The sequence below is a fragment of the Mesorhizobium sp. CNPSo 4671 genome (assembly GCF_057784245.1).
The window spans coordinates 97,157-118,814 of record NZ_JBWLUW010000015.1 but is presented as its reverse complement, the minus strand read 5'-3'; the positions used below and the strand labels follow the sequence as shown (position 1 = coordinate 118,814).

Below are 21,658 nucleotides of genomic sequence, written 5' to 3'. Positions count from 1 at the left end.
TCTTTACTACAATTTTAACAAACCATTAACTCTTTCGACCTTACCTTTCTTCACGCAGATCCCCCTGTGGGGATCTTTCAACAGATCCCACTGGGGGGTCGGGAAAGGGACGAAAATGGCCAAAAAAGTGAACAATGCCCCGAAGCTGACGGTCGCCGCAGGCACGCAGACCGTCTTCTTCTCGCAGGGCATGCACTACAACAAGCGCTGAAGTCGTTCGGCGCCGATCGGCTCTTCGCTTGTCGGCGCCTCACACTCGCAAACGGCATTCAGCATCATGAAAATGCGCTCTTCAAAAACGCTTGTTTTCTATCCCGGGACCAACAAGGTCACGGCCTGCAACTTCCTGACCAGAAGCGTCTTCGAATGCAGCCCCGAGGTGATCGGCCTTCTTGCATCCTGGGACGAATGGGCGTCCACAGCGGAAATCGCACGCACCCACGGATGGTCGAAATCCGACCTCAATGCCGTCGTCCCGCAGTTGCTTGATTTTTCCGCACTGGTCACCGCCGGTTCGCCGCTGGCCGAACAGGAAACGAAATTCTCAGGACAGTGGAACTGGGGCATCCCGACCGCGCTGATGCATTTCTGCGTCCAGGACTCGGAGTTCATGACCATTGAACAGGCCGAGGCACGCCAGATCGAACGCGCCGGTCACGTCGCTCAGCCCGACCTCCTGCTCAAGAATGCCACGGGTGCCATCCGGCTGCCGAACGCACTCGACGACAACGAACTTCTGAGCCTGATGGCGCGGCGCCGCACCAACCGCACCGCGGCCGCGCCCACCATCACCGCGCAGCAGCTTTCCGACTGCCTGTTCGCCGGCATGGGTATTACCGGCGAAACCAGCAACTGCGTCGGGGCCCTGCCGCTTGGCATGACCCCTTCGGGCGGCGCGCGGAACCCCTATGAGGCCTATGTGGTTGCGCTTGGCGTCGAGGGTCTGGAGCCCGGCGTCTATCATTATTCGGCCGCCGATCACGACCTCGGCAGGATCTCGGCCAACCATCTGCCGAAGATCTCCGAGCTGGTCGGCGGGCAGGAATGGGCTGACGCCATGCCGTGCCTGATCCTGCTTTGCGCCAGGCTCGACCGCACCATGTGGAAATATGAGGATGCCAACGCCTATCGCGTCGTGCTGATCGAGGCCGGCCATATCGGTCAGAACATGATGCTGGCGGCGACCAGGCATGGCCTGTCGGCCTGCCCGACGGCGGCGCTCAGCCATTCGGTGATCAAGCGCCTTCTCGGCCTCGACCGCCTCACCGACGCACCCATCTATGCGTTGACCCTTTCGGCCCCGGAACCAAGCCCACATTCGGCGGGTCAGTCACTTAATTAGCCGTCTTATTATGTCTGTTGTAGCCGGTACGCGTTCCCTGAGTTCCACCAGATGACAGGAGAAGCACGTGGCAAATCAGTCCCTACGTCAGTCAGAGATCGATAGCCTTCAATACATCGCGACGATGAGCAATGAGCTGGTGCAGATGGCCGAAGCAAGCCGTTTTCCCATGATCTCTTATCTGCTCGGCATGGCCTATGCCGAAGCCTTCGATGTCCTGCGCGGCGCGCGGCCGGCAAGGCATGCCCAGCTCAGCGGCAACCCGATGCACTCCAAGCCGAAGGAAAACCACGCTCAGCCAAGGAGAGCGTAGCGGATGCAGCCGTCAGCCCTGTGCGCGCCGGCAGGCTCTTCGCCGAACCGGTGGGAGACGCTGTGTGCGCTGCAAAGCCTGCTGCCGCTCCTGAAAAAGGCCGCCGCCGACATTGACCGGCCCGACATGGTCTACTGGTTCGCGCAGGCCGACGCCGGGCTTGCCAACGTCATCAGGGGCCGGCCATCCGATGCCGCGGCGATCCCCGCCTTGATCGCCCGCAGCCCGCAAATGGACTTTATGCATAAAGATTTGAGGGGGCCCCACCAATGAACATGATCGCACCCATCAGGAGCGCCGACGCCAGGGACAGCGTCTTTGGCCGGCTCCAGGCCCTGATCGCCAGCCGGCCGGCATCGCCGGATGCCGCACGCGTCGAGGCCCGGCACCTGATTTCCCTGGCGATGGCCGACACCTGGCAGGCCGATAGCCTGTGGGGCGCGGCGGACGCCTTTCACGCCCATTTCGATTTCATGATGCAGACCATTGGGATCAATGGCGCCGACGATCCGAACCTCAGGATCCTGCGCACGAAATGCCGCTTCTACCTGGAGCAGGTCGAAGCCCTGTGCCAGTCAATGAGCCACTGACTGCGGTTCTTACGGAGGTCGCACGCTACCAGTATTTGGTCGCGCCAAGCCCTTGCTCTAATTCCGCAAATTGAACACGAACGGCGCCGTGCGGCTGACGCGCGCGCCGAGTTCCGGCGGCGGGGCCGGCACCGTTGCGCCCTGCAGCACGGCGAGCGCGGCGCGGTCGAGGTCAGGATCGCCCGAAGAACGGGCCACGCGGGCCGACATCACCCTGCCGGATGCATCCACCGTGAAGGTCACGTTCACATTGCCCTGCGCGCCCCTGGATTTCGCGGCACTGGGATAACGCTTGTGCCGATTGATCCATACCGTCAGCCGGGATTCCCACTTGGCCGGGCTGACGCCTGAAACCCCGGCCGCCGATTTCAGCGCGGCCGCCCTGGCCGCCGGCTTTGTCTCGGCGCTTGCGGTGGCAACGGTCTTTGCCGGCTCGGCCTCTTCCTTCTTTGGCCGCGGCTTGGGCTTTTCGACCAGCTTTTTCGCCTTGGCCTGGACCGGTTTCTTTTCCTTGGGCTCCTCGACCGGCTTTGGCTGCGGCAGCGGAACGACGACCTCTGGCGTCACGGCCTCGGCGATGTCGGGAATGACCGCATCCGGCGGCGGCTGGTCGACCGGTTCGGCCTCGGCTGTCTCGGTCTGCTCGGTCTTGTCGGGCGGCACCGTTTCCGGTTGCTCGACGGTCGGCTCGGCCTGTTCGGCCACTTTCTCGGGCTCGGCCTCAGTGACCTTTTCGGTCTCCCCGACGGGTTCGGTCTGGTCGGGCATCGCCGCATCCAGCATCGCGGCCTGTACGGGCACCGCCGGCGTCACCACCATCGGCGCCATTTCGATCACCGGGGCCGGAGGCGGCCCGCCATCCATCTCGATCGGACTGAAGCTCTGCACCGCATAGGCGACCGCGACATGGGCGCCAAGCACCAGCACCGCCGCACCCATCCACAAGCCAAGATCGCGCCAGCCGAAGCGCGACAACTGCATCGTGGGCAAGGCGGCGGACTGTCTCATGGCGCGGCCGTTCCCGCTGGAGCGGGTGCCGGTGCATCGGCCGCGGGCGCCGTCTCCAGCCCCACCAGTGCGATCTTCAGATAGCCGGCGCCGCGCAGCAGGTTCATCGCCTCCATCAGGTCGCCATAGGCGACCGCCTTGTCGGCGCGCAGGAAGATGCGCGTCTGCTTGTCGCCCTTGGTCTTGGCTTCCAGCGTCGCCGCGAAGGCCGGACGCGGCACGCTGTCGTTGCCGATCGCCAGCGTAAGATCATCCTTCAAGGTCAGGAACAGCGGCGTTTCGGGCCGGGGCGCCGGCGTCGCGGTCGAGCCCGGCAAGTCGACATTGACGTCCACCGTCGCCAGCGGTGCGGCGACCATGAAGATGATCAGCAGCACCAGGATGACGTCGATGAAGGGCGTGACGTTGATCTCGTGGTTCTCCTCGAGATCGTCGTCCATGGTCTGTCGGATTCTGCTTCCCATGGCGTCGCTACTCCGCCGCCAGCGCCGTCGCCGGCGCGACCGTGCGGAAATCCAGGTCACGGCTGACCAGCCTCTCGACGCCCGCCGAGGCATCGGCGAGTATCTGCCGGTAGCCGGCAATCGAGCGGGCGAAGACGTTGTAGATGACGACGGCCGGTATCGCCGCGACAAGACCCATCGCGGTGGCCAGCAGCGCTTCGGCGATGCCGGGCGCGACCACGGCCAGATTGGTGGTCTGCGCCTGCGAAATGCCGATGAAGGCGTTCATGATGCCCCAAACCGTGCCGAACAGGCCGACGAAGGGTGCCGTGGAACCGATCGTCGCCAGCACGCCGGTGCCGCGTGACATGCGCCGCGACGCTGCCGCCTCGATGCGCGACAGGCGCGAAGAGACCCTTTCCTTCAGCCCGTCGCCACCGACATGGTCGAGCGCCCCGGCCGAAAGCGCGGTCTCTTCCTCGGCCGCCCGCACCAGAAGCGCGCCGGGACCACCGCTGCGGTCGAGCGCGCGGCTGGCCTGCTTCAAGGTGGCGGCCTCGCCGATCGCGCGGACGGCACGGCTGATGCGCAGCTTGCCGCCGAAAATCTCCAGCGATTTGGCCAGCCATATCGTCCAGGTGACAAGCGAGGCGAAGGCCAGTCCGACCATCACCGCTTTCACGATGATGTCGGCGGCCATGAACATGCCCCATGGCGACAGATCGTGCGGCAGGCTCAGCTCCATCGCCCCCGCGGGCGCGGCCCCGGTCGGTGCCGCCGGCGCCATGGTGGCCGGTGCTGCAGCCGCCGGTGTGGCAGGCGCTGGTGTGGCAGGCGCTGGTGTAGAGGGTGCCGGTGCGACAGGCGCTGGTGCGAGTGGAGCAGCAGGTGCCATCGCTGTGGGCGCGGCGGGTGCCTCGACTGCCGGGGCAGCGCCAGCCGGCTGTTCCTGGGCCGTGGCGCTGCCGCCTGCCAGGATCACCGATGTGACCAACGCCGCCAACAAACTGGTTCTAGACAAAAGCTTCTTCCTTGTTCTGACAGCGGCCAGCCGCCTTCCGTTTCCTGCCGCCTACTGCACATAGCCGACGGGTTGGCCGGTGACGGGATGCGCGAAGACGCCCATCTCCACGCCGAAAATGCCTTTCAGCACGTCGCCCCGCATGATTTCGCCCGGTGTGCCGCGGGTCAGCAGCTTGCCGTCCTTCAGCGCGATCAGCTCGTCGCAATAGCGCGCCGCCATGTTGGGATCGTGCAGCACGACGACGACGCACAGGTCGCGTTTGCGGCTGAGTTCCTTGACCAGCCCCAGCACCTCGACCTGATGGGCGATGTCGAGTGCTGAGATCGGCTCGTCGAGCAGCATGACGCCGGCATTCTGCGCCACCAGCATGGCAAGCCAGGCGCGCTGGCGCTCGCCGCCGGACAATTCATCGACCAGCCGGTCGGCAAAACCGTCCATGTCGGTCAGAGCAAGCGCCTCCTCGACATGGCGCCTGTCTTCCGCGCTGAAGCGGCCGAGCGCGCCATGCCAGGGATAGCGCCCGAGCGTCGCCAGTTCGCGCACGGTGAGGCCGGTTGCGGCCGGCGTCGTCTGTGGCAGATAGGCGAGTGCGCGGGCGAGCTCACGCGCGCCCCATTGCGGCAGTGGCCGTTTGGCGAAAGTGATGGCGCCCGAGCTTGCCGGCTGCTGGCGGGCCAAAAGCTTGATCAGCGTCGACTTGCCCGAACCATTGTGACCGATCAGCCCGTAGACGCGCGAGCGTTGCAGTTCGAGCGAAACCGGACCAAGCAGCGTCCGCTCGCCGACGGCAAACCGCACCGCGTCGATGTGAAAGGCAGTCTCAACTCCAGCCACGGTCACGGCTCTCTCCAATGCGGCCGCCGATCGCCCATTTCTGGCCTCGGCAGTCCGATGTCCGGATTATGAAACATGACCTTACTAGTCAACATTGAAGATGGCTGCAACGGTCAACAATTCGTCGTGGCAGCCGATGCCGCTGGCCAGAGGCAGCACGACCGCCCCCAGCATCCTGCTTCTTCGCGTCAGGGCGGCGACCTGAGTGGACGACTTGAATTTCGCCAGTCAGGATGGCTCTCACGACCGGTAAGGAGACACCTTCGGATGATCAAGGCAACGCCCTTCGACTTCCCCTATGACGGCAGGCTGGTGGCCGGAAACACGGCACTTGTCGTCATCGACCTGCAGCAGGATTTCCTGTCGACCACGGGCTACTTCGCCCGAAAGGGATATGACCCCTCGCCGCTGCGGGCGATCCTGCCGACGGTGAACCGGCTGATATCAGCAGCGCGCAGGGCCGGGGTGAGGATCATCCACACCAGGCAGGGCTATCGCGCCGACATGGCCGACATGACGCCTTACGAGAAATGGCGCCGCAAGCGCTCCGATCTCGACGGCACCGATGTATTGCTGCGCTCGGGCGCGGGGTTCCAGATCGTCCCGGAGATCGATGTCGCGCCCGATGACATCATCGTCGACAAGACCTGCAACAGCGCCTTCACCTATACGGATTTCGAGCTCGTGCTGCGCGCGCAAGGCATCACGCATCTGATGTTTTCCGGCTGCACGACCGACGTCTGCGTCCACACCACGCTGCGCGAGGCCTGCGACCGCAATTTTCAGTGCCTGACGATCTCCGATGGCTGCGCCAGCGGCGACAGACAAGCCCACGAGGCGGCGCTTCACATGGTGACGGTCGAGGACGGCGTCTTCGGCGTGTTAGCCGATTCAGCCGCCGTCATCGACGGCCTGTCGCGGCTTGGCGGCAGGCGTCACGCGGACGATTGATCGGCTTCAGCCTGCTGCCCGCGTCTCCAGCCCGGTGCGAGGCGCATAGGCCCCCGGCTGGAAGGCATCCTGTTCGCGGCGCGCCAGCGAATTGCGCAGCAGGGCGATCGTTTCGCGGCCGACTGTCGCGATCTCGCGCGGCGTGTCGACGCCGACGATCATGAATTCGTCGATCCCGAGCCCGGCATAAGCAAGCAGCGACAGCGCGACCTGGGCCGGCGGCCCGGACAGGTCGACCGCCTTGTGGCCGGCGGCGGAAGCGCCCTGGTGGATCCTGACCGGAAGCGCGAAGCGCAGCTTGCTGGCCCGGCCATGTTCGGCCGCGGCGCCACGCACCCGCTCCATCAACTGCCGGACCTCGTCGATCGAGCCGGGCGCCAGTTCGAAGACATCGGCATGCCGGCCCGCCACTTTCAGCGCGGTTCCGGATTGCCCACCCATGCGGATGGTCAGGTCGGCACCGTGCGGGCCTTTGCGCGGCACATAGCCGCCCTTGATGCTGTAGAAGGCGCCTTCATGGTCGAAGGGCCTGTCGTTCGACCACAGCCGCTTCAAAAGCACGAGATATTCGTCCATGCGCTGCCAGATGACGCTGTGCCCCACCGGCCGTGACTCGGCATCGTCATCATTCAACGGCTCGCTGATCATCCTGAGCGCCAGCCGTCCGCCGCTCTCCCTGTCGATCGACGCCAACTGGCGCGCAGCCACCGTCGGGTCGATCACGCCGGCCCAATGGGTCAAAACGACTTCCAGTGACGCGGTGCGATTGAGCACCTGGGCACCAAGATCCATATTGGTCAGCAGCCCGGCTGGATCGTCGACGACGATCTTCTGGAAGCCGCCATCCTCGATCAGCCCGAGCTTGGTCGCGGTCTCGGCAAAGTCGTAGAAGAAGGGAACGGCGGCATCGGCGGTCTTGCCGGGGACATAGGTGAATTCGATCGGCATTGTCATCTCCTCCATCGCTGGAATCATGGATGCGGTGAAATTCGAAGCACGGCCGCGCGCAAACGCACCGGGATCCGGTTCATTCAACTCCGATTGTCTTGATACAGCGGGGCAACTAACCCCTGTCGATCCTGTGCCTTAGGGAATGAGGCCCAGAACGACGGCCCCGGTGAACACGAACGCAAGGGCAAAGACGAGATAGGCGAACGCTCCGGCATAGGCCGGGCGAAAGGTCTGGGCATTGGCCAACCTCTGGCCGCTGCTGTCAGTCTGAGCGTTCTGGATATAGGACATATCGACCTCCGTCTCGCTGGTTAATCTATAAAACTTGTAGACTTTGTCGATTGCTATTTTTGAGCGATAGGCAGAATAATTTTCTCATTTCACCCGCTAGATTGGTTGTGAATTGCTGGGATTGCCTGTCGCGCGATCGATCGGCGGGCCGTTGGCATTACTCCCCGGCGCGCCCGAATGGACCTATGTCCTTGTTTCCGCTGCACCCAATTCGCCCATTGGCTGCCTGGTACGGGCGCGATAGCATCACCCAACAAGCAAAAGCGAAATGGGTCGAACAGGGGAACAAAATGGGCGAAAGACTGGCCGGCAAGGTCGCCATCATCTCGGGCGGCGCGACGGGAATGGGCGGGGCAGCCTCGGAACTGTTCGCGGCGGAAGGCGCCAAGGTAGCGATCATCGACCGCAACGGCGATGCCGCCACCGCCACCGCAGCGGCGATCCGCGCGCGCGGACACACAGCCGAGCATTTCGTCGCCGACGTATCCGACGAAGCGCAGGTTCAGGCGGCGGTGAAGGGCGCGGAGGAAAAACTCGGGCCGGTCACGGTGCTGTTCAACCATGCCGGCACCATCGTGATCAAACCGTTCCTGGAGACGACGGTGCAGGAATGGGACTGGCTGCATGCCGTCAATGTCCGCTCGATGTTCCTGATGACGCGTGCCGTGCTGCCCGGCATGATCGCGGCCGGCGGCGGCTCGATCGTCTGCACCTCGTCGATCTCGGCGGTGGCGGCGACACCGAACGAGGTGCTCTACGACACCACCAAGGGCGCCTGCCACATGTTCGCCCGCGCCATCGCGGTGGAGTTCCGCGACCGCAACATCCGCTGCAACGCCGTCTGCCCCGGCTTCATCAGGACGCCGCACGGTCTGCGCGAGGTCGCCGATTTGAGCAAGCTCGGCGTCGACGTTTCCGACGCGGCGCTGGCGGCGCAGCAGGGGCGGATCGGCGAGCCGGAAGAGGTGGCGAAGGCGGCGCTGTATTTGGCGAGCGACGAGTCCAGCTTCGTCAACGGGGCGCATCTGTTCGTGGACAATGGCTTTACGGCGATGTGAGGCGTCCAGGACAGCTCGGCGCCCTTCCTCTCCCCCGTCGATCGGGGGAGAGGTGTCGAGCGCAGCTCGACGGAGTGAGGGTCGACGCTTGGGCGGTGCAGGAAGATTCTTCGCTTTGGTCCAGGTTCGATATCTGTCGGCGGCAGTTGCCAGGTGGTTCCCCCACTCCGTCGCTGCTTCGCAGCGCCACCTCTCCCCCCTCCGGAGGGAGAGGAAAGGACACCAGTCGACTACCGCTCTTCCCTACGAAACGGCTTCAACAACGCCGACGGCGCCACCGCGTTGCGCGACATCACCGCCATCGCGACGATGGTAAAGATGAAGGGCAGCATCAGGAACGCTTCGTAAGGGATATGCCCGAGCCCGCTCGCCTGCATGCGCAGTTGCAGCGCATCGACGAAGGCGAACAGCAGCGCCGCGCCCGCCGAGCGCCATGGATCCCAGCGGCCGAACACGACCAGTGCGATCGCCACCCAGCCGCGACCGGAGACGACGCCGAAGGTGAAGGCGTTGAACTGCGCCATCGACAGGAAGGCGCCGGCCAGTCCCATCAGGGCACCGCCGAGGATGACAGCCTGGAAGCGGGTGGCAATGACGCTGACGCCGGCGGAATCCGCTGCGCGCGGGTTCTCGCCGACCATGCGCACCGACAGGCCCCAGGGCGTGCGGTAAAGCACGAAGGCGGCGAGCGGTATCGCCAGGATCGCCATGTAGACCAGCGCGAACTGGTTGAACACCGCCGGCCCGAGCACCGGAATGTCCGACAGAACCGGGATCGGCAATGTCTGAAAACCCTTGATGCTTGGCGGCACCGATTGCTGGCCGAAGATCAACCGGTAGAGGAAATAGGCAAGGCCCGACGAAAACAGCGTGACGCCGATGCCGCAGACATGCTGGCTCAACCCCAGCGCCACCGTGAACAGCGCATGCAGTGCGCCCATCAGCATGCCGGTCAGCACCGCCGCCAAGACGCCGAGCCACAGGCTGCCGCTGAGGCTGGTGGCGGTGAAGCCGGTCATGGCGCAGAGCAGCATGATGCCTTCGATGCCGAGATTGAGCACGCCGGCCCGCTCGGAAAACATCTCGCCAAGCGTGGCGAAAGCCAAAGGCGTGGCAATGCGGATGATGGCGGCCAAAAAGCCGACCTGGAAGATCTGTTCCAGCACCACGCTCATGATGCTGCTCCGACGCGGCGGATGCGATAGGCGGTGAACAGCAGCGCGACCAGCATGGCGAGCAGTGCGGTGCCCTGGATGACGTCGCTGAGGAAAGCCGGCACGCCGGTCGCCCGCGACATCGCCTCGGCGCCGGTCATCACGGCGGCAAGGAAGATAGCCGCCGGCACGACACCGAGCGGATTGAGTCGCGCCAGCATGGCGACGACGATGCCGGAATAGCCGTAGCCCGGCGAAATGTCGCTCATCACCTGGAAATGCACGCCGCCGACTTCGCCGACGCCGGCAAGCCCCGCCAGCGCGCCGGACAGCAGCGCGGTCGAGAGCAGCACACGCTCGACATGGATGCCGCCATAGCGGGCGGCTTCCGGATTTTCGCCGGTGACCCTGATCCTGAAGCCGAGCGTCGTGCGTGCGATCAGGAACCATATCAGAGGTGCGGCGATCAGCGCCACGATGACGCCGAGATGCAGCCGCGTGCCTTCGATCAGCACGGGAAAATTCGCCGAATCCTCGATCGGCGGCGAGATCGGGTAGCCGCTGAAGGAGTCTTTCCACGGTCCTTCGATCAGCGCCATCAACGCGTAGTAGATGACCGAGTTGAGCAGCAGCGAACTGACGACATCGTCGACCTTGAATTTGACCCGCAGCGTCGCCGGCACCAGCGCAACCACGGCTCCGGCGGCGGCGCCCGCCACGGCCATCAGCAGCATGGCGAGCGGCCCCGGCATCGGGATGGCGCCGACAAAGCAGCTGGCCACCGCGCCCGCCAGCAACTGCCCCTCGGCGCCGATGTTCCAGAATTTTGCGCGGAAGGCGACGGCGACCGCCAGCCCGGTGAAGATCATCGGTGCGGCGCGCACCAGCGTTTCAGTGATTGCGTAGCTGTCGCCGAGCGAAGCCGTGAACATCACGCCGTAGGATTCGAGCACGCCCGCACCCGCCAGCGCGATCAGGCCGCTGCACAGCACAAGCGTCGCCGCGATCGCCACCAACGGCAAAGCGAGATTGAACCAGGTCGGCGTCGAGGTGCGGACTTCCAGGCGAAACATCAACCGTGCCCCTCCGCCCCGGTCATCAGCAGGCCGAGCCGCGCGATCGTCGCGTCAGTGCTGTCCAGCGTGCCGACGATGCGGCCCTCATACATCACCGCGATACGGTCGCAGAGCACCAGCAGCTCTTCCAGATCCTCGCCGATGACGATGATGCCGCAGCCCTTGGCCCGCATGTCGAGGAACTTTTCATGGATGAAACGGGCGGCACCGATGTCGAGGCCGCGCGTCGGCTGCGAAACGATCAGCACCTTCGGATCGAAGGCGAGCTCGCGCGCCAAAAGCGCCTTTTGCAGGTTGCCGCCCGACAGCGCCCCGGCACGCGTCATCGGCCCGGGACATCTGATATCATAGGCCTTGATCTGTTCTTCGGCAAAGGCGCGGATCGCATCGGGCTTGAGCAGGCCTTTGCTACTGAAGGCGGCGGTGCCAATGCGCGGCAGCACCATGGAATCGGCGAGCGGCAAATTGGTCACCAGACCCGTCGTCATGCGGTCTTCCGGGATACGGCCGAGACCAAGCGCCTGCACCTCGCGCGGCGAGAACCGCGTGACCTTCTGGCCGGCGATCGTCATCCGGCCGGCATCGGGCGCACGCACGCCGGAGATAACCTCCGCCAGCGCCCGCTGGCCATTGCCCGACACGCCGGCAATGCCGAGGATTTCGCCGGCACGGACGGCAAGCGAGACGTCGCGCAGCACCATGCCCGCATGCTTTGACGTGGAAATGCCGTCGAGCGTCAGCACCGCCGCCCCTGGTGTCGATGGCCCCCTTGCCGGCGGTGCGATCTCGTGGCCGCACATCAGCTCAGCCATGGCGGCCGACGTCGTGTTGGCCGGATCGTCGACACGGCCGGCGACGCGGCCATGCCGCAGCACCGTGCAGCGATGGGTGAGCGCCCGTACCTCGTTAAGCTTGTGCGAGATGAAGATGATGCCCAGGCCCTGCGCCGCCATCGATCGCAGCGCCGAAAACAGCCCATCGACCTCGCTCGGTGCCAACACCGCCGTCGGCTCGTCGAGGATCAGGAGCTTGGCGCCGCGAAACAACGCCTTGACGATTTCAAGCCGCTGCTGCTCGCCGACCGACAGCGCCGAGACCGGAAGATCAGGGTCGAGCGTCAGCCCATGCTGGCGGCCGATTTCAGCCAGCCGCGCCAGCCCGCCGGCGCGGTCGATCCGCCCCGATTTGCCCGGGATGCCGATCAGCAGGTTTTCCAGCACGGTGAGCCGTGGCGCCAGGTGAAAATGCTGGTGCACCATGCCGATGCCGGCGGCCAGCGCATCGGCCGAACTGGTGATCCGCACCTTCTTGCCCTGGATGAGTATCTCACCGGCATCCGGCGCATAGGCGCCGAACAACACGTTCATCAGCGTCGTCTTGCCGGCGCCGTTCTCGCCCAGCAGGCCGAGGATTTCACCGGGCGCGACGCTGAGGTCAACAGCCTCGTTCGCCTTGACGGCGCCAAAGCTCTTGGTGATGCCACGCATTTCGATGAGTGGGGCGGGCGTCGGCAAGGGGGCATTTCCCGTTGAGAGGTGGCGTTGAAGCAGCTCCTCACCCTCCCCCTTGTGGGGAGGGTCGGCTCGCACTCGCAGCGAAGCGGAGATTGCGAGACGGGGTGGGGGTGCGGCGCCGAAGACCCCCACCCCGATCCGCTTCGCGGATCGACCCTCCCCACAAGGGGAAGGGTAAAGAACTCAATCCGAAACCGGCGTGTTCTCATCCACGTCGACGCGGAAATTGCCTTCCAGAATCTCGGCCTTCTTCTTCTCGACCAGATCCTTGACCTCCGCCGGCAGCGTCTTGTCGAACTTGTGGTAGGGGGCGAGATAGGAGCCACCCTTGGCCATGCGCGAGAAATCGCCGTAGTCCTGCGCGGTGTAGACGCCGGCTTTGACCAGTTTGATCGCCTGTTCGACCGTTGGGTACATGTCCCACACCGGGCCGGTGATGACCGTGTCGGGGCCGAGGCTCGACTGGTCGGACATGTTGGAGATGGCGAGGATCTTCTTCTCGACCGCCGCCTCGATAACGCCGAAGCGCTCGGCATAGATCACGTCGACGCCGGCGTCGATCTGCGCGACCGCGGCTTCCTTGGCCTTCGGCGGATCGAAGAAGGAACCGATGAAGGCGACCTTCTTCTTGACGTTCGGATTGACCTCCTTGGCGCCGGCGAAGAAGGCGTTGACCAGACGGTTCACTTCCGGAATGCCCATCGCCGCGACCGCACCAACCGTGCCCGACTTCGACATCTTGCCGGCGATCATGCCGGAGAGGTAGGCGGGCTCATGGATCCAGTTGTCGAAGACGCCGAAATTGGGTTCCGCCGGCCCAGCGCCGGAGCCGAATAGGAAGGCGGTCTTCGGGAACTGCTTGGCCGTGCGGCGCGATTCACGCTCGGCGGCGAAGGCATCGCCCAGCACCAGCTGATAGCCGCCTTGCGCATATTCGCGCATGACGCGGCTGAAGTCGGCGGTCTGCACCTTCTCGGACCATTTGTAGTCGATGCCGAGTTCCTTCTGCGCCTTCTGCAAGGCGACATGGATCTGGTTGTCCCATGGCTCCTCGATCGGCGTGGCGAAGATCGCCGCCACTTTCAGCTTCTTGTCCTTGGCGAAAGCCGCGCCCGGCAGCATCGCGGCAGCCAGGCCAAGCGCGCCGAGCTCCAGCACGTTGCGCCGCGAAATCCCTTCGCGTGTCGACGAAAATTTGTTCTTCCGGTTTTCCATTGCATTCCCCTCTGTTCGACAGCCGTGTCGAGCCGGCTGTTCCTAGAAATGTCAGACGGGGAACTATGGAACGGGTGTGGACTTTTGTCCACATGGTCAAATTTGGTGGACCTGATCAGATCTCCGATCTGGCCAACCGAGAAAGGGTCTTTGCTCAGGCCCGTTCAAGCGCGATGGCGATGCCCTGGCCGACACCGATGCACATCGTCGCCAGCGCATAGCGGCCGCCGCGCTCGCGAAGCTCCAGCGCCGCCGTGCCGGAGATACGCGCGCCCGACATGCCCAGCGGATGGCCGAGTGCGATGGCGCCGCCATTCGGGTTGACGTGCTCAGCATCCTCGGCAATGCCGAGCTGGCGCAACACGGCGATGCCTTGCGAGGCGAAGGCTTCGTTGAGCTCGATGACGTCGAACTGTTGCGGCGTCAGGCCAAGCCGCGCGCACAGTTTTTGCGTCGCCGGCGCCGGGCCGATCCCCATGATGCGCGGCGCAACGCCGGCGGCAGCGCCACCGAGAATGCGGGCGATCGGCGTCAGGCCGTATTTCTTCACGGCGGCCTCGCAAGCAACAATCAGCGCCGCGGCGCCGTCATTGACGCCGGATGCATTGCCGGCGGTCACTGTGCCACCCTGGCGGAACGGGGTCGGCAATTTGGCCAGCGCCTCCACCGTGGTGCCCGCGCGGGGATGTTCATCCTTGCTGACAACAACCGCATCGCCCTTGCGCTGCGGGATGGTCACCGGGGTGATCTCCTTGGCCAGCCGGCCGTTGGACTGTGCCACGACCGCCTTGTCCTGGCTGCGCACGGCAAAAGCGTCCTGGTCGGCGCGCGAGACGGAAAAATCCTCGGCGACGTTCTCGCCGGTCTCCGGCATCGAATCGACGCCATACTGCTTCTTCATCAGCGGGTTGACGAAGCGCCAGCCGATCGTGGTGTCGTAAATCTCGGCATTGCGCGAAAACGCGGTGTCGGCCTTGGGCATGACGAAGGGCGCCCGGCTCATCGATTCCACGCCGCCGGCAATCATCAACTCGGCTTCGCCAGCCTTGATGGCGCGCGCGGCAATGGTCAGCGCATCCATGCCCGACCCGCACAGGCGGTTGACGGTCGAGCCCGGGATTTCCTTCGGCAGGCCGGCCAGCAGCAGCGCCATGCGCGCCACGTTGCGGTTGTCCTCGCCGGCCTGGTTGGCGCAGCCATAGACGACGTCGTCGACCGCCAGCCAGTCGATGCCGGCATTGCGCTCGGCCAGCGCCTTCAGCGGTATGGCGCCGAGATCGTCGGCGCGCACCGAGGAGAGCGAGCCACCGAAGCGGCCGATCGGCGTGCGGATATAGTCGCAGATATAGGCCTCGGCCATGTCATGCAGCCTTTGCTTTTCCGGTTCCCTCATGCGCCGCCTTGGTGCGGGCCTGCAGGTCGCGCAATGTATTGAGTTCGAGTTCGCTTGGCGCCGGTGTTTCGTCAAGCGCCTCGGCGAACTTAACCACCCAGCCACAGCTCTCCTGCACCTGCTGGCGGGTGACGCCGGGATGCAGCGACACGACCGTGAATTCCTTGGTCACCGGATCCGGCTTCCAGATGGCGAGGTCGGTGATCAGCAGCGTCGGGCCAGCGGTGTCGATGCCAAGCCGCTGGCGGTGATCGCCGCCCTCGCCATGGCCGAAGGAGGTGAAGAAGTCGATCGTCTCGACCATGCCGCGCTTGGTCTGCGCCATGGTGATGTAGATCTCCTTCGACGAGGTCGCGATCTCCGGCGCGCCGCCGCCGCCGGGCAGCCTGGTCTTGGGATGGAAATAGTCGCCGATCACCGTGGTGTTGATGTTGCCGAACTTGTCGAGTTGTGCCGCGCCGAGGAAGCCGATCGAGATGCGGCCGCCCTGCAGCCAGTAGCGGAACATTTCCGGCACCGCGACGGTGGTGACGGCGGTCTCGCACAATTCGCCATCGCCGATCGACAGCGGCAGCACGTCGGGCGCCGTGCCGATCGTTCCGCTCTCATAGATCAGCGTGATGTCGGGCGCATGCGTCAGCCGCGCCACATTGCAGGCGGCGGACGGCGCGCCAATGCCGACGAAGCAGACATCGTCATTCCGCAGCGCGCGGCTGGCGGCGATGGTCATCATCTCGTTGGGGGTGAAGCCCAAAGGGTTCTGATTGTCGCTCATGCCGCTTTCCTCAGATGGTCGACCCGGGCCGCGAAATCATCGGCGTTCTTCTCAATGACGTTCGCTTGCATCCAGGCCTGGAATTTCCCACGGTCGGCGGCGATCTCGTCCCATTCGAGATAGGCGGCGTTGTCGCGCGCATAATAGCCGTGGGCGTAGGACGGATGCGAACCGCCTGGCACGACGGCAATCGCCGCGATCGTCCAGCGCGGCAGCACGGTCAGATTGGGGTGCAGATCGTCGAAATTGTCGACCACTTCCTCGACCGTCACCACGGCGCGCTTGGCCGCCAGCACGGCCTCCTTCTGGATGCCGATAATGCCCTCGACCAGCACATTGCCTTTTTTGTCGGCCTTCTGCGCATGGATGAAGGTGACATCAGGCCGGATCGAAGGCACGGCCGCCAGCACCTCGCCGGTGAACGGACATGTGACCGACTTGATGTTGGGATTGACCGTGGCAAGGCCAGCGCCGCGATAGCCGCGGAACACCGCGCAGGGCAGTCCGGCCGCGCCAGCCTCATAGGCATTGGCCATGCCGGCATGGCTGTGCTCCTCGACCTCGATCGACCGGGGAAAACCGTTCTCTATGGCATCGCGCGCGCGCCGCAGCAGGCCGACGCCGGGATTGCCGACATAGGAGAAGATGATCTTCTTCGCCATGCCCATGCCGATCATCTGGTCGTAGATCAGGTCCGGCGTCATGCGGATCAGGGTCAGGTCGCGAAACCCCTGGCGGATCGCCTCATGCGCTGCCGCCGTCGGGATCAGATGGGTGAAGCCTTCGAAAGCGACGGAGTCGCCATTGTTCAAATTCTCGGCCACGGCCTGTTTGAGCGGCAGGAACTTGACCATCGATCGGGCTCCGAATTCAAAAAGTTCGTATTGCGAACATTTGTTTTACATAGGATACTTTCTAAGCTATCCTATGGTACGGAGTCAATCCTGGCGACGATACGGTTTGGCGGAGGTGAGATGGACGAAGAGGCTGCTTCCCGTGACCATGTCGGCTCGCTGGAGCGCGGCCTTGCCGTGATGGAGATCCTCGCCCGCCACTCCTCCGGCATGACTCTGACCGAAATGGCCGAGGAAGCCGGCCTGACCCGTGCCGGCGCCCGCCGCTTCCTGCTGACGCTTGTCGCATCAGGCTATGCCACTCAGGACGGCCGTATGTTCTCGCTGTCGCCGCGCCTGCTGACCGTTGCTCGCACATGGCTCGGCGGCGGCTCGCTGTGGAGCTTCGCCGCGCCGATCATGCGGACCGTTGCGGCACAACTGAACGAGGCCTGCTCGGCGGCGATCCTGTCGGGTCAGGATGTCGTCTATGTCGCCCGCATTCCCGGCCGCCGCATCCTCAGCGTGTCGCTCGATATCGGCACCAGACTGCCGGCCTATTGCACCTCGATGGGCCGCATGCTGCTCGCCGGCCTGGCGCCAGAGAACCTCGACAAATTCCTGCGCCAGGCGACCATCGAAAGACGGACGCCGAAGACGATCACCGACATCAGGCTGCTGGCCGAGGCCATCGGCAAGGCGAAGGCGAACGGCTTTGTGATCGTCGACGAGGAACTGGAGCTTGGACTGCGCTCCATCGCCGTGCCGATCCGCGACCGCGCTGGCAGCACGGTCGCGGCGATCAATGTCTCGAGCCAGTCGGCGCGATTTTCTGTCGCGGAGATGGAACGGGAAATCCTGCCGGCGTTGCTTGAGGCCAGGCAGCGCATCGAGGATTTCTTCGTGGTCTAGGTCGCTTCTCGCGACCTCAATGCTTGATGCGATCCCGCATCGCGTACCACAGCATGCCCAGCACATAGAGCGGTCCGCGTAGCGCCGTGCCGCCGGGGAATGGCATCGGGGTCAGCGTCGAGAACAGATCGAGCCGTGAAGCATCCCCGGTAATCGCTTCGGCCAAAAGCTTGCCCGAGAGCGTCGACAGGATGACGCCCTTGCCGGAATAGCCATGCGCGAAATAGACCTCGCCATAGTGCCCGACATGCGGCAGCCTGGATGTCGTCACCGACACCAGCCCGCCCCAGGCATGATCAATGCGGCAACCCTTGAGCTGCGGGAAGGTGGCTTCCATATGCGGCCGCACGAAACCGGCAATGTCGGCCGGCGGCGATGGCGTGTAGCGCTCGCCGCCGCCGAACAGCAGCCGTCCGTCCGCCGACATGCGATAATAGTTCACGACGAAGCGCGTGTCCGACACCGCGACATTGGCCGGGATGACGTCGCGCTTGCCCTCCAGAGGCTCGGTAGCGGCGATGTAGTTGCCGACCGGCATGATGCGGCTGTTGACGCGCGGCTCCAGCCCATGCAGCAGCGCATCGCCCGCCAACACGACATGTTTGGCACGCACCGATCCCTTCGATGTCGAGACCCGGACCGAAGGCTCGCGCTCCAGCTTCACCGCCACCGAATTCTCGTGGATGACGACGCCGGCGGCCACGGCCGCGCGGGCAAGGCCGAGTGTGTAGTTCAGCGGATGCATGTGGCCGCCAAGCGGCTCGTACATCGCGCCATGATAGGGCGTGTCGACCTTGGCGCGTGCGTCCGCGGCCGACAGGATCTCGACGTCACGGAATTTCATTACGCTCTCGAGGCACTTTGCTTCGTCCTCGAGGTCTTTAAGATCGGAGCCGTTGACCGCGCCGACCAGATGGCCGGTGAGTCTCAGGTCGCAATCGATGGCATGGCGCTCGATGATGTCGAGCACCAGGCCGCGCGCCTCGAAGGCGAGGTCGAACAGCACCTTTGCCCGTTCGGGACCGTAGAGCTTGACCAGGCCCTTGGCACCCTTGCGCAGGCCGGGGATCATCTGGCCGCCATTGCGCCCCGAGGCGCCCCAGCCGATCTTGCCGCCTTCGAGCAGCACCACCTTCAGGCCGCGCTCGGCGGCGTGCAGGGCGGCGGACAGGCCGGTGCAGCCGCCGCCGACCACCACCAAATCGGCCTCGACATCGCCGTCAAGCGCCGGATGGTCCGGCGCCGGATTGGCGGTGGCGACATAGTAGGATTTGCCGATATCGAGACCGGAATTGAAACCTGTTGAAGATGCCATGATCACACCTTCAGCAGCAAATGATCGCGTTCCCAGCTCGTCACCACGCTCTGGAACAGGTCGAGCTCGACGCTCTTGACGCGCAGATAGGTCTGGAAGAAATCCTCGCCGAGCAGCTTGCGCACCGGCTCGCAAGCTGTGAAGCGGTCGAGCGCCTCCTCCATGGTTTTCGGCAGCGTGCTCTTGATCTTGTAGGCATTGCCCGTGGCTTCCGCCGAGCGCGCCAGTTTCTGCTCGACGCCGAGATAGCCGGCAAGCAGCGATCCGGCGATCGCCAGATAGGGATTGGAATCGGCGCCGGGCAAACGGTTCTCCACACGTCGCGCCGAGCGGCCACCGGCCGGCACGCGCAGGCCACAGGAGCGGTTGTCGTGCGACCATTCGATGTTGGCCGGCGCGCTGTGGTTCGGCCTTATGCGGCGGAACGAGTTCACGTTGGGCGCAAACAGCGGCATGATCTCCGGCACGTATTTCTGCAGGCCGCCGATGAAATGGCCGAACATCTCGGTGTCGGCATCATCGTCGCTGGCAAACAGCGCATTGCCTGCCTCGTCGACAACGGACATGTGCAGGTGCATCGAGCTTCCCGCCTGCGCGGCGATCGGCTTGGCCATGAAGGTGGCGTGTATACCGCATTGCTGCGCGGCCTGGCGCGTCAGCCGCTTGAACAAAAGCACCTGGTCGGCCAGAGGCAGCGCATCGCCATGCAGGAGATTGATCTCCAGCTGCGCCGTGCCCGATTCATGGATCAGCGTGTCGAGCGGCAGCCCGGCGGCCGCGGCATAATCATAGACGCGGCGGATCATCGGCTCGAATTCTTCCAGAGCCACCATGTCATAGGGATGCTGCACGCCCTCGGCGCGGCCGTTGGCCCCGACCGGTGCGGTCAGCGGCCTGTCCGGGTCGGGGTTGGGCGCGGTGAGATAGAATTCGACCTCGGGCGCCACCACCGCGCGCCACCCGCGTTTGCCGTAGAGATCGAGCACGGCGCGCAGCACATGGCGCGGCGAGGCCATCCACGGCCTGCCGTCCATGTGGAAAGCGTCGGCGAAGACATAGGCTTTGCCAGCGCCCGCGCCCGGCGCCAGGCACAGTGTCGAAACGTCAGGCACCATGCGCATGTCTGGATCGGAATAGGCAAAGCCCTCGTCGATCGAGCCGGAATAGCGGCCGTCGATGCTGACCAGGAAAGCGCTGCTCGGCAAATAGAGCGCGCGGTCTTCCAGCGCCTTGAGGAATTTCGCCGTCGGCAGCGCCTTGCCGCGCAGCACGCCGTTCATGTCGGGCACCAGGCATTCGACCTCGTTGATGCCGTGCTGGGCCAGCCAGGCTTTGGGATCGTTGGTCGCGGTGTTCGTGTTCTTATCGAGCATTTCGTTCAAGTCCGTATCAGAGAGAGTATGGCTTGCGCGGCCACGTCCGTTCCGGGTTTCAGCGCCATCCTGGCTGCATTGTCCCTCAGGCGGGCGCGCATGGCGTCGTCGGCCAGCAGGCCGAGAATGGCTCTCTCCAATACTCCTTCGGTCCAGCCGTCACGGCCGATATGGTCGCCGGTGCCGGTCTCTTCGGCGCGGCGCGCATTGTCGTGACCGTCCCAGCAATAGGGCATGATCAGCGACGGCACGCCGAAGCGCAGCGCCTCGCAAAAGCTGTTGTTGCCACCGTGATGGATGAACAGGTCGGATTTCGCCACCACCGAGGGCTGCGGAAACCAGGCGTCGAGATAGACATTGTCGGGAACCGCCCGATAGGCATCGCGCAGGCCGCCGACATTGACAATGAAGCGCGCCGGCAGCCTGTCGAAAACGGCAAGCATGCGCTCGATCAGCCCGACATCCATGGCGCCAAGGCTGCCGAAAGCGACATAGACCAGCGGCCCCTTGTTGCGCGGAAACACCGGCACCTCGAACGGCCCTTCCGAGCGCACACAACCTTCGAGATAGACGAAGCGTTCGGGGTCGAGTGGCTCGGCGCGCTCGCGCCGCACGATCGCCGGCGTCAGCAACAGGTTGAGGTCGGGCGAGCTTTCGAGGAACAGGCCCTTGGGTAATGGTGCCAGGCCGGCATCCCCGCGAAAACGGTTGAAGCGGTCATGCGCCGGCGCCGAGGCAGAGAGATAGCGGGCCTCGAACGCCGCGCGTTGCGGATCGTCGGCAGCCATCCCTGAAAGGTAGGGCGGTACTTCGGCGTCGGGCAACTCGGTCTCGGCGCAGGAGACGACGCGCACCCAGGGGCAGCCGGCGGCGGCGATCGCCGGGAACATGATGACATTGTCGAGCACCACCGCGTCCGGCTTCAGCCGCGCCAGCAATTGGCGCAGCGGCGCCTCGGCATTGACCGCCGTGTCGACGATCGCCTGCCAGGTCGGCGCGACATAGGTTTCGAGCTGGTCGATCGGGCTGAGCCTAAAATGCGGCAGGTGCCGGCGCACGAAGGCCTGCCAGTAGCTCTGGCGCTCGCTGTCGCTCAGCGGCTCGTCGGTCGGCAGCTGGTATTCCTGGAAACCGTAGTCGGCAAAGACGCCGGAGAAACCGGCATGGCAGATGAAGACGGGCCGGGCGCCCCGCGCCCGCAAGGCCTGCGCGATGCCGACGCAATTCAACGCGGCGCCGAAGCTGGCTTCGGGAAACAGCGCGATGGTCGGGCTGGCTTTGCGCGTCAATTAA

The 21,658-nt window shown here is 64.7% G+C and carries 23 protein-coding genes; 7 read left to right on the top strand and 16 right to left on the bottom strand.

From position 1 onward, the window contains the following. The first annotated feature begins 283 nt into the window (after positions 1 to 283). The 4 genes from AC04SF_RS31320 to AC04SF_RS31305 all read left to right on the top strand — a co-directional run bounded on the left by AC04SF_RS31320 (position 284) and on the right by AC04SF_RS31305 (position 2,245). A complete protein-coding gene (locus AC04SF_RS31320; protein ID WP_488480932.1) occupies positions 284 to 1,342 on the top strand; it encodes a SagB/ThcOx family dehydrogenase in 1,059 nt (352 codons plus the stop codon). A gap of 67 nt (positions 1,343 to 1,409) precedes the next feature. Next, a complete protein-coding gene (locus AC04SF_RS31315) occupies positions 1,410 to 1,655 on the top strand; it encodes a hypothetical protein (RefSeq protein ID WP_096451492.1) in 246 nt (81 codons plus the stop codon). Between the two features lie 3 nt (positions 1,656 to 1,658). Further along, positions 1,659 to 1,928: a hypothetical protein gene (locus tag AC04SF_RS31310; protein WP_488480931.1), complete on the top strand. Its 270-nt coding sequence runs from the start codon at positions 1,659 to 1,661 to the stop codon at positions 1,926 to 1,928. Then, a complete protein-coding gene (locus tag AC04SF_RS31305; protein WP_096451496.1) occupies positions 1,925 to 2,245 on the top strand; it encodes a hypothetical protein in 321 nt (106 codons plus the stop codon). The genes AC04SF_RS31310 and AC04SF_RS31305 overlap by 4 nt, the downstream gene beginning before the upstream one ends. Before the next feature lie 57 nt (positions 2,246 to 2,302). Here the strand turns inward: AC04SF_RS31305 and AC04SF_RS31300 are convergent, their stop codons facing one another. The 4 genes from AC04SF_RS31300 to AC04SF_RS31285 are packed head-to-tail and all read right to left on the bottom strand — an operon-like array spanning position 2,303 to position 5,554. Then, positions 2,303 to 3,253, bottom strand: coding sequence for a TonB family protein (locus AC04SF_RS31300; RefSeq protein WP_488480930.1), 951 nt, complete (start codon positions 3,251 to 3,253; stop codon positions 2,303 to 2,305). Then, complete coding sequence (exbD, locus tag AC04SF_RS31295) at positions 3,250 to 3,717, bottom strand: TonB system transport protein ExbD (RefSeq protein WP_488480929.1); 468 nt, start codon at positions 3,715 to 3,717, stop codon at positions 3,250 to 3,252. Before exbD ends, AC04SF_RS31300 begins: the two co-directional genes overlap by 4 nt. A 7-nt stretch (positions 3,718 to 3,724) precedes the next feature. Beyond that, positions 3,725 to 4,717: a tonB-system energizer ExbB gene (exbB, locus tag AC04SF_RS31290; RefSeq protein ID WP_488480928.1), complete on the bottom strand. Its 993-nt coding sequence runs from the start codon at positions 4,715 to 4,717 to the stop codon at positions 3,725 to 3,727. A 51-nt stretch (positions 4,718 to 4,768) separates the two neighbouring features. After that, positions 4,769 to 5,554, bottom strand: coding sequence for an ATP-binding cassette domain-containing protein (locus AC04SF_RS31285; protein WP_488480961.1), 786 nt, complete (start codon positions 5,552 to 5,554; stop codon positions 4,769 to 4,771). Between the two features lie 267 nt (positions 5,555 to 5,821). On the opposite strand from AC04SF_RS31285, the gene AC04SF_RS31280 reads away from it, so the two are divergent. Further along, entirely contained in the window at positions 5,822 to 6,505 is a 684-nt protein-coding gene (locus tag AC04SF_RS31280) for a cysteine hydrolase family protein (protein ID WP_488480927.1), read from the top strand. A 6-nt stretch (positions 6,506 to 6,511) separates the two neighbouring features. Here AC04SF_RS31280 and AC04SF_RS31275 read toward each other — a convergent pair whose 3' ends face one another. Both AC04SF_RS31275 and AC04SF_RS31270 read right to left on the bottom strand, forming a co-directional pair. Then, entirely contained in the window at positions 6,512 to 7,453 is a 942-nt protein-coding gene (locus tag AC04SF_RS31275; protein WP_488480926.1) for an LLM class flavin-dependent oxidoreductase, read from the bottom strand. Between the two features lie 138 nt (positions 7,454 to 7,591). Continuing rightward, positions 7,592 to 7,747 carry a hypothetical protein gene (locus AC04SF_RS31270; RefSeq protein ID WP_010912229.1) on the bottom strand — a complete coding sequence of 52 codons (156 nt, stop codon included), beginning with the start codon at positions 7,745 to 7,747 and terminating at the stop codon, positions 7,592 to 7,594. A gap of 290 nt (positions 7,748 to 8,037) precedes the next feature. Between AC04SF_RS31270 and AC04SF_RS31265 the strand changes: the two genes are divergently transcribed. Then, positions 8,038 to 8,805: an SDR family NAD(P)-dependent oxidoreductase gene (locus AC04SF_RS31265; protein WP_488480925.1), complete on the top strand. Its 768-nt coding sequence runs from the start codon at positions 8,038 to 8,040 to the stop codon at positions 8,803 to 8,805. A 230-nt stretch (positions 8,806 to 9,035) separates the two neighbouring features. Here AC04SF_RS31265 and AC04SF_RS31260 read toward each other — a convergent pair whose 3' ends face one another. The 7 genes from AC04SF_RS31260 to AC04SF_RS31230 all read right to left on the bottom strand — a co-directional run bounded on the left by AC04SF_RS31260 (position 9,036) and on the right by AC04SF_RS31230 (position 16,786). After that, positions 9,036 to 9,980, bottom strand: a complete 945-nt coding sequence (locus AC04SF_RS31260) for an ABC transporter permease (RefSeq protein WP_488480924.1) — start codon at positions 9,978 to 9,980, stop codon at positions 9,036 to 9,038. Then, positions 9,977 to 11,032, bottom strand: coding sequence for an ABC transporter permease (locus AC04SF_RS31255; protein ID WP_096451514.1), 1,056 nt, complete (start codon positions 11,030 to 11,032; stop codon positions 9,977 to 9,979). Before AC04SF_RS31255 ends, AC04SF_RS31260 begins: the two co-directional genes overlap by 4 nt. Next, entirely contained in the window at positions 11,032 to 12,522 is a 1,491-nt protein-coding gene (locus AC04SF_RS31250; RefSeq protein WP_488480960.1) for an ABC transporter ATP-binding protein, read from the bottom strand. Before AC04SF_RS31250 ends, AC04SF_RS31255 begins: the two co-directional genes overlap by 1 nt. Before the next feature lie 210 nt (positions 12,523 to 12,732). Further along, positions 12,733 to 13,764 carry a BMP family protein gene (locus AC04SF_RS31245; protein ID WP_096451516.1) on the bottom strand — a complete coding sequence of 344 codons (1,032 nt, stop codon included), beginning with the start codon at positions 13,762 to 13,764 and terminating at the stop codon, positions 12,733 to 12,735. A gap of 154 nt (positions 13,765 to 13,918) precedes the next feature. Next, on the bottom strand, positions 13,919 to 15,124 hold the full coding sequence (gene pcaF, locus AC04SF_RS31240; protein WP_488480959.1) for a 3-oxoadipyl-CoA thiolase: 1,206 nt from the start codon (positions 15,122 to 15,124) through the stop codon (positions 13,919 to 13,921). A 1-nt stretch (position 15,125) separates the two neighbouring features. Next, a complete protein-coding gene (locus AC04SF_RS31235) occupies positions 15,126 to 15,932 on the bottom strand; it encodes a CoA-transferase subunit beta (protein WP_488480923.1) in 807 nt (268 codons plus the stop codon). After that, positions 15,929 to 16,786 (bottom strand): CoA transferase subunit A, encoded by an 858-nt coding sequence (locus tag AC04SF_RS31230; protein WP_488480922.1) that lies wholly within the window; start codon positions 16,784 to 16,786, stop codon positions 15,929 to 15,931. The genes AC04SF_RS31235 and AC04SF_RS31230 overlap by 4 nt, the downstream gene beginning before the upstream one ends. A gap of 120 nt (positions 16,787 to 16,906) precedes the next feature. On the opposite strand from AC04SF_RS31230, the gene AC04SF_RS31225 reads away from it, so the two are divergent. Continuing rightward, complete coding sequence (locus tag AC04SF_RS31225; RefSeq protein WP_488480921.1) at positions 16,907 to 17,677, top strand: IclR family transcriptional regulator; 771 nt, start codon at positions 16,907 to 16,909, stop codon at positions 17,675 to 17,677. A gap of 16 nt (positions 17,678 to 17,693) precedes the next feature. On the opposite strand, the gene AC04SF_RS31220 is transcribed toward AC04SF_RS31225, so the two are convergent. Genes AC04SF_RS31220 through AC04SF_RS31210 form a run of 3 tightly spaced genes read right to left on the bottom strand, consistent with a single transcriptional unit; the run spans position 17,694 to position 21,654 of the window. Beyond that, positions 17,694 to 18,992: an NAD(P)/FAD-dependent oxidoreductase gene (locus AC04SF_RS31220; RefSeq protein ID WP_488480920.1), complete on the bottom strand. Its 1,299-nt coding sequence runs from the start codon at positions 18,990 to 18,992 to the stop codon at positions 17,694 to 17,696. Positions 18,993 to 18,994: 2 nt separating this feature from the next. Continuing rightward, the gene (locus AC04SF_RS31215) at positions 18,995 to 20,365 is read right to left on the bottom strand and encodes a glutamine synthetase family protein (protein WP_488480919.1); all 1,371 of its coding nucleotides are present in this window, start codon (positions 20,363 to 20,365) and stop codon (positions 18,995 to 18,997) included. A gap of 5 nt (positions 20,366 to 20,370) precedes the next feature. Beyond that, complete coding sequence (locus AC04SF_RS31210) at positions 20,371 to 21,654, bottom strand: glycosyltransferase (protein ID WP_488480918.1); 1,284 nt, start codon at positions 21,652 to 21,654, stop codon at positions 20,371 to 20,373. Between the last annotated feature and the right edge of the window lie 4 nt (positions 21,655 to 21,658).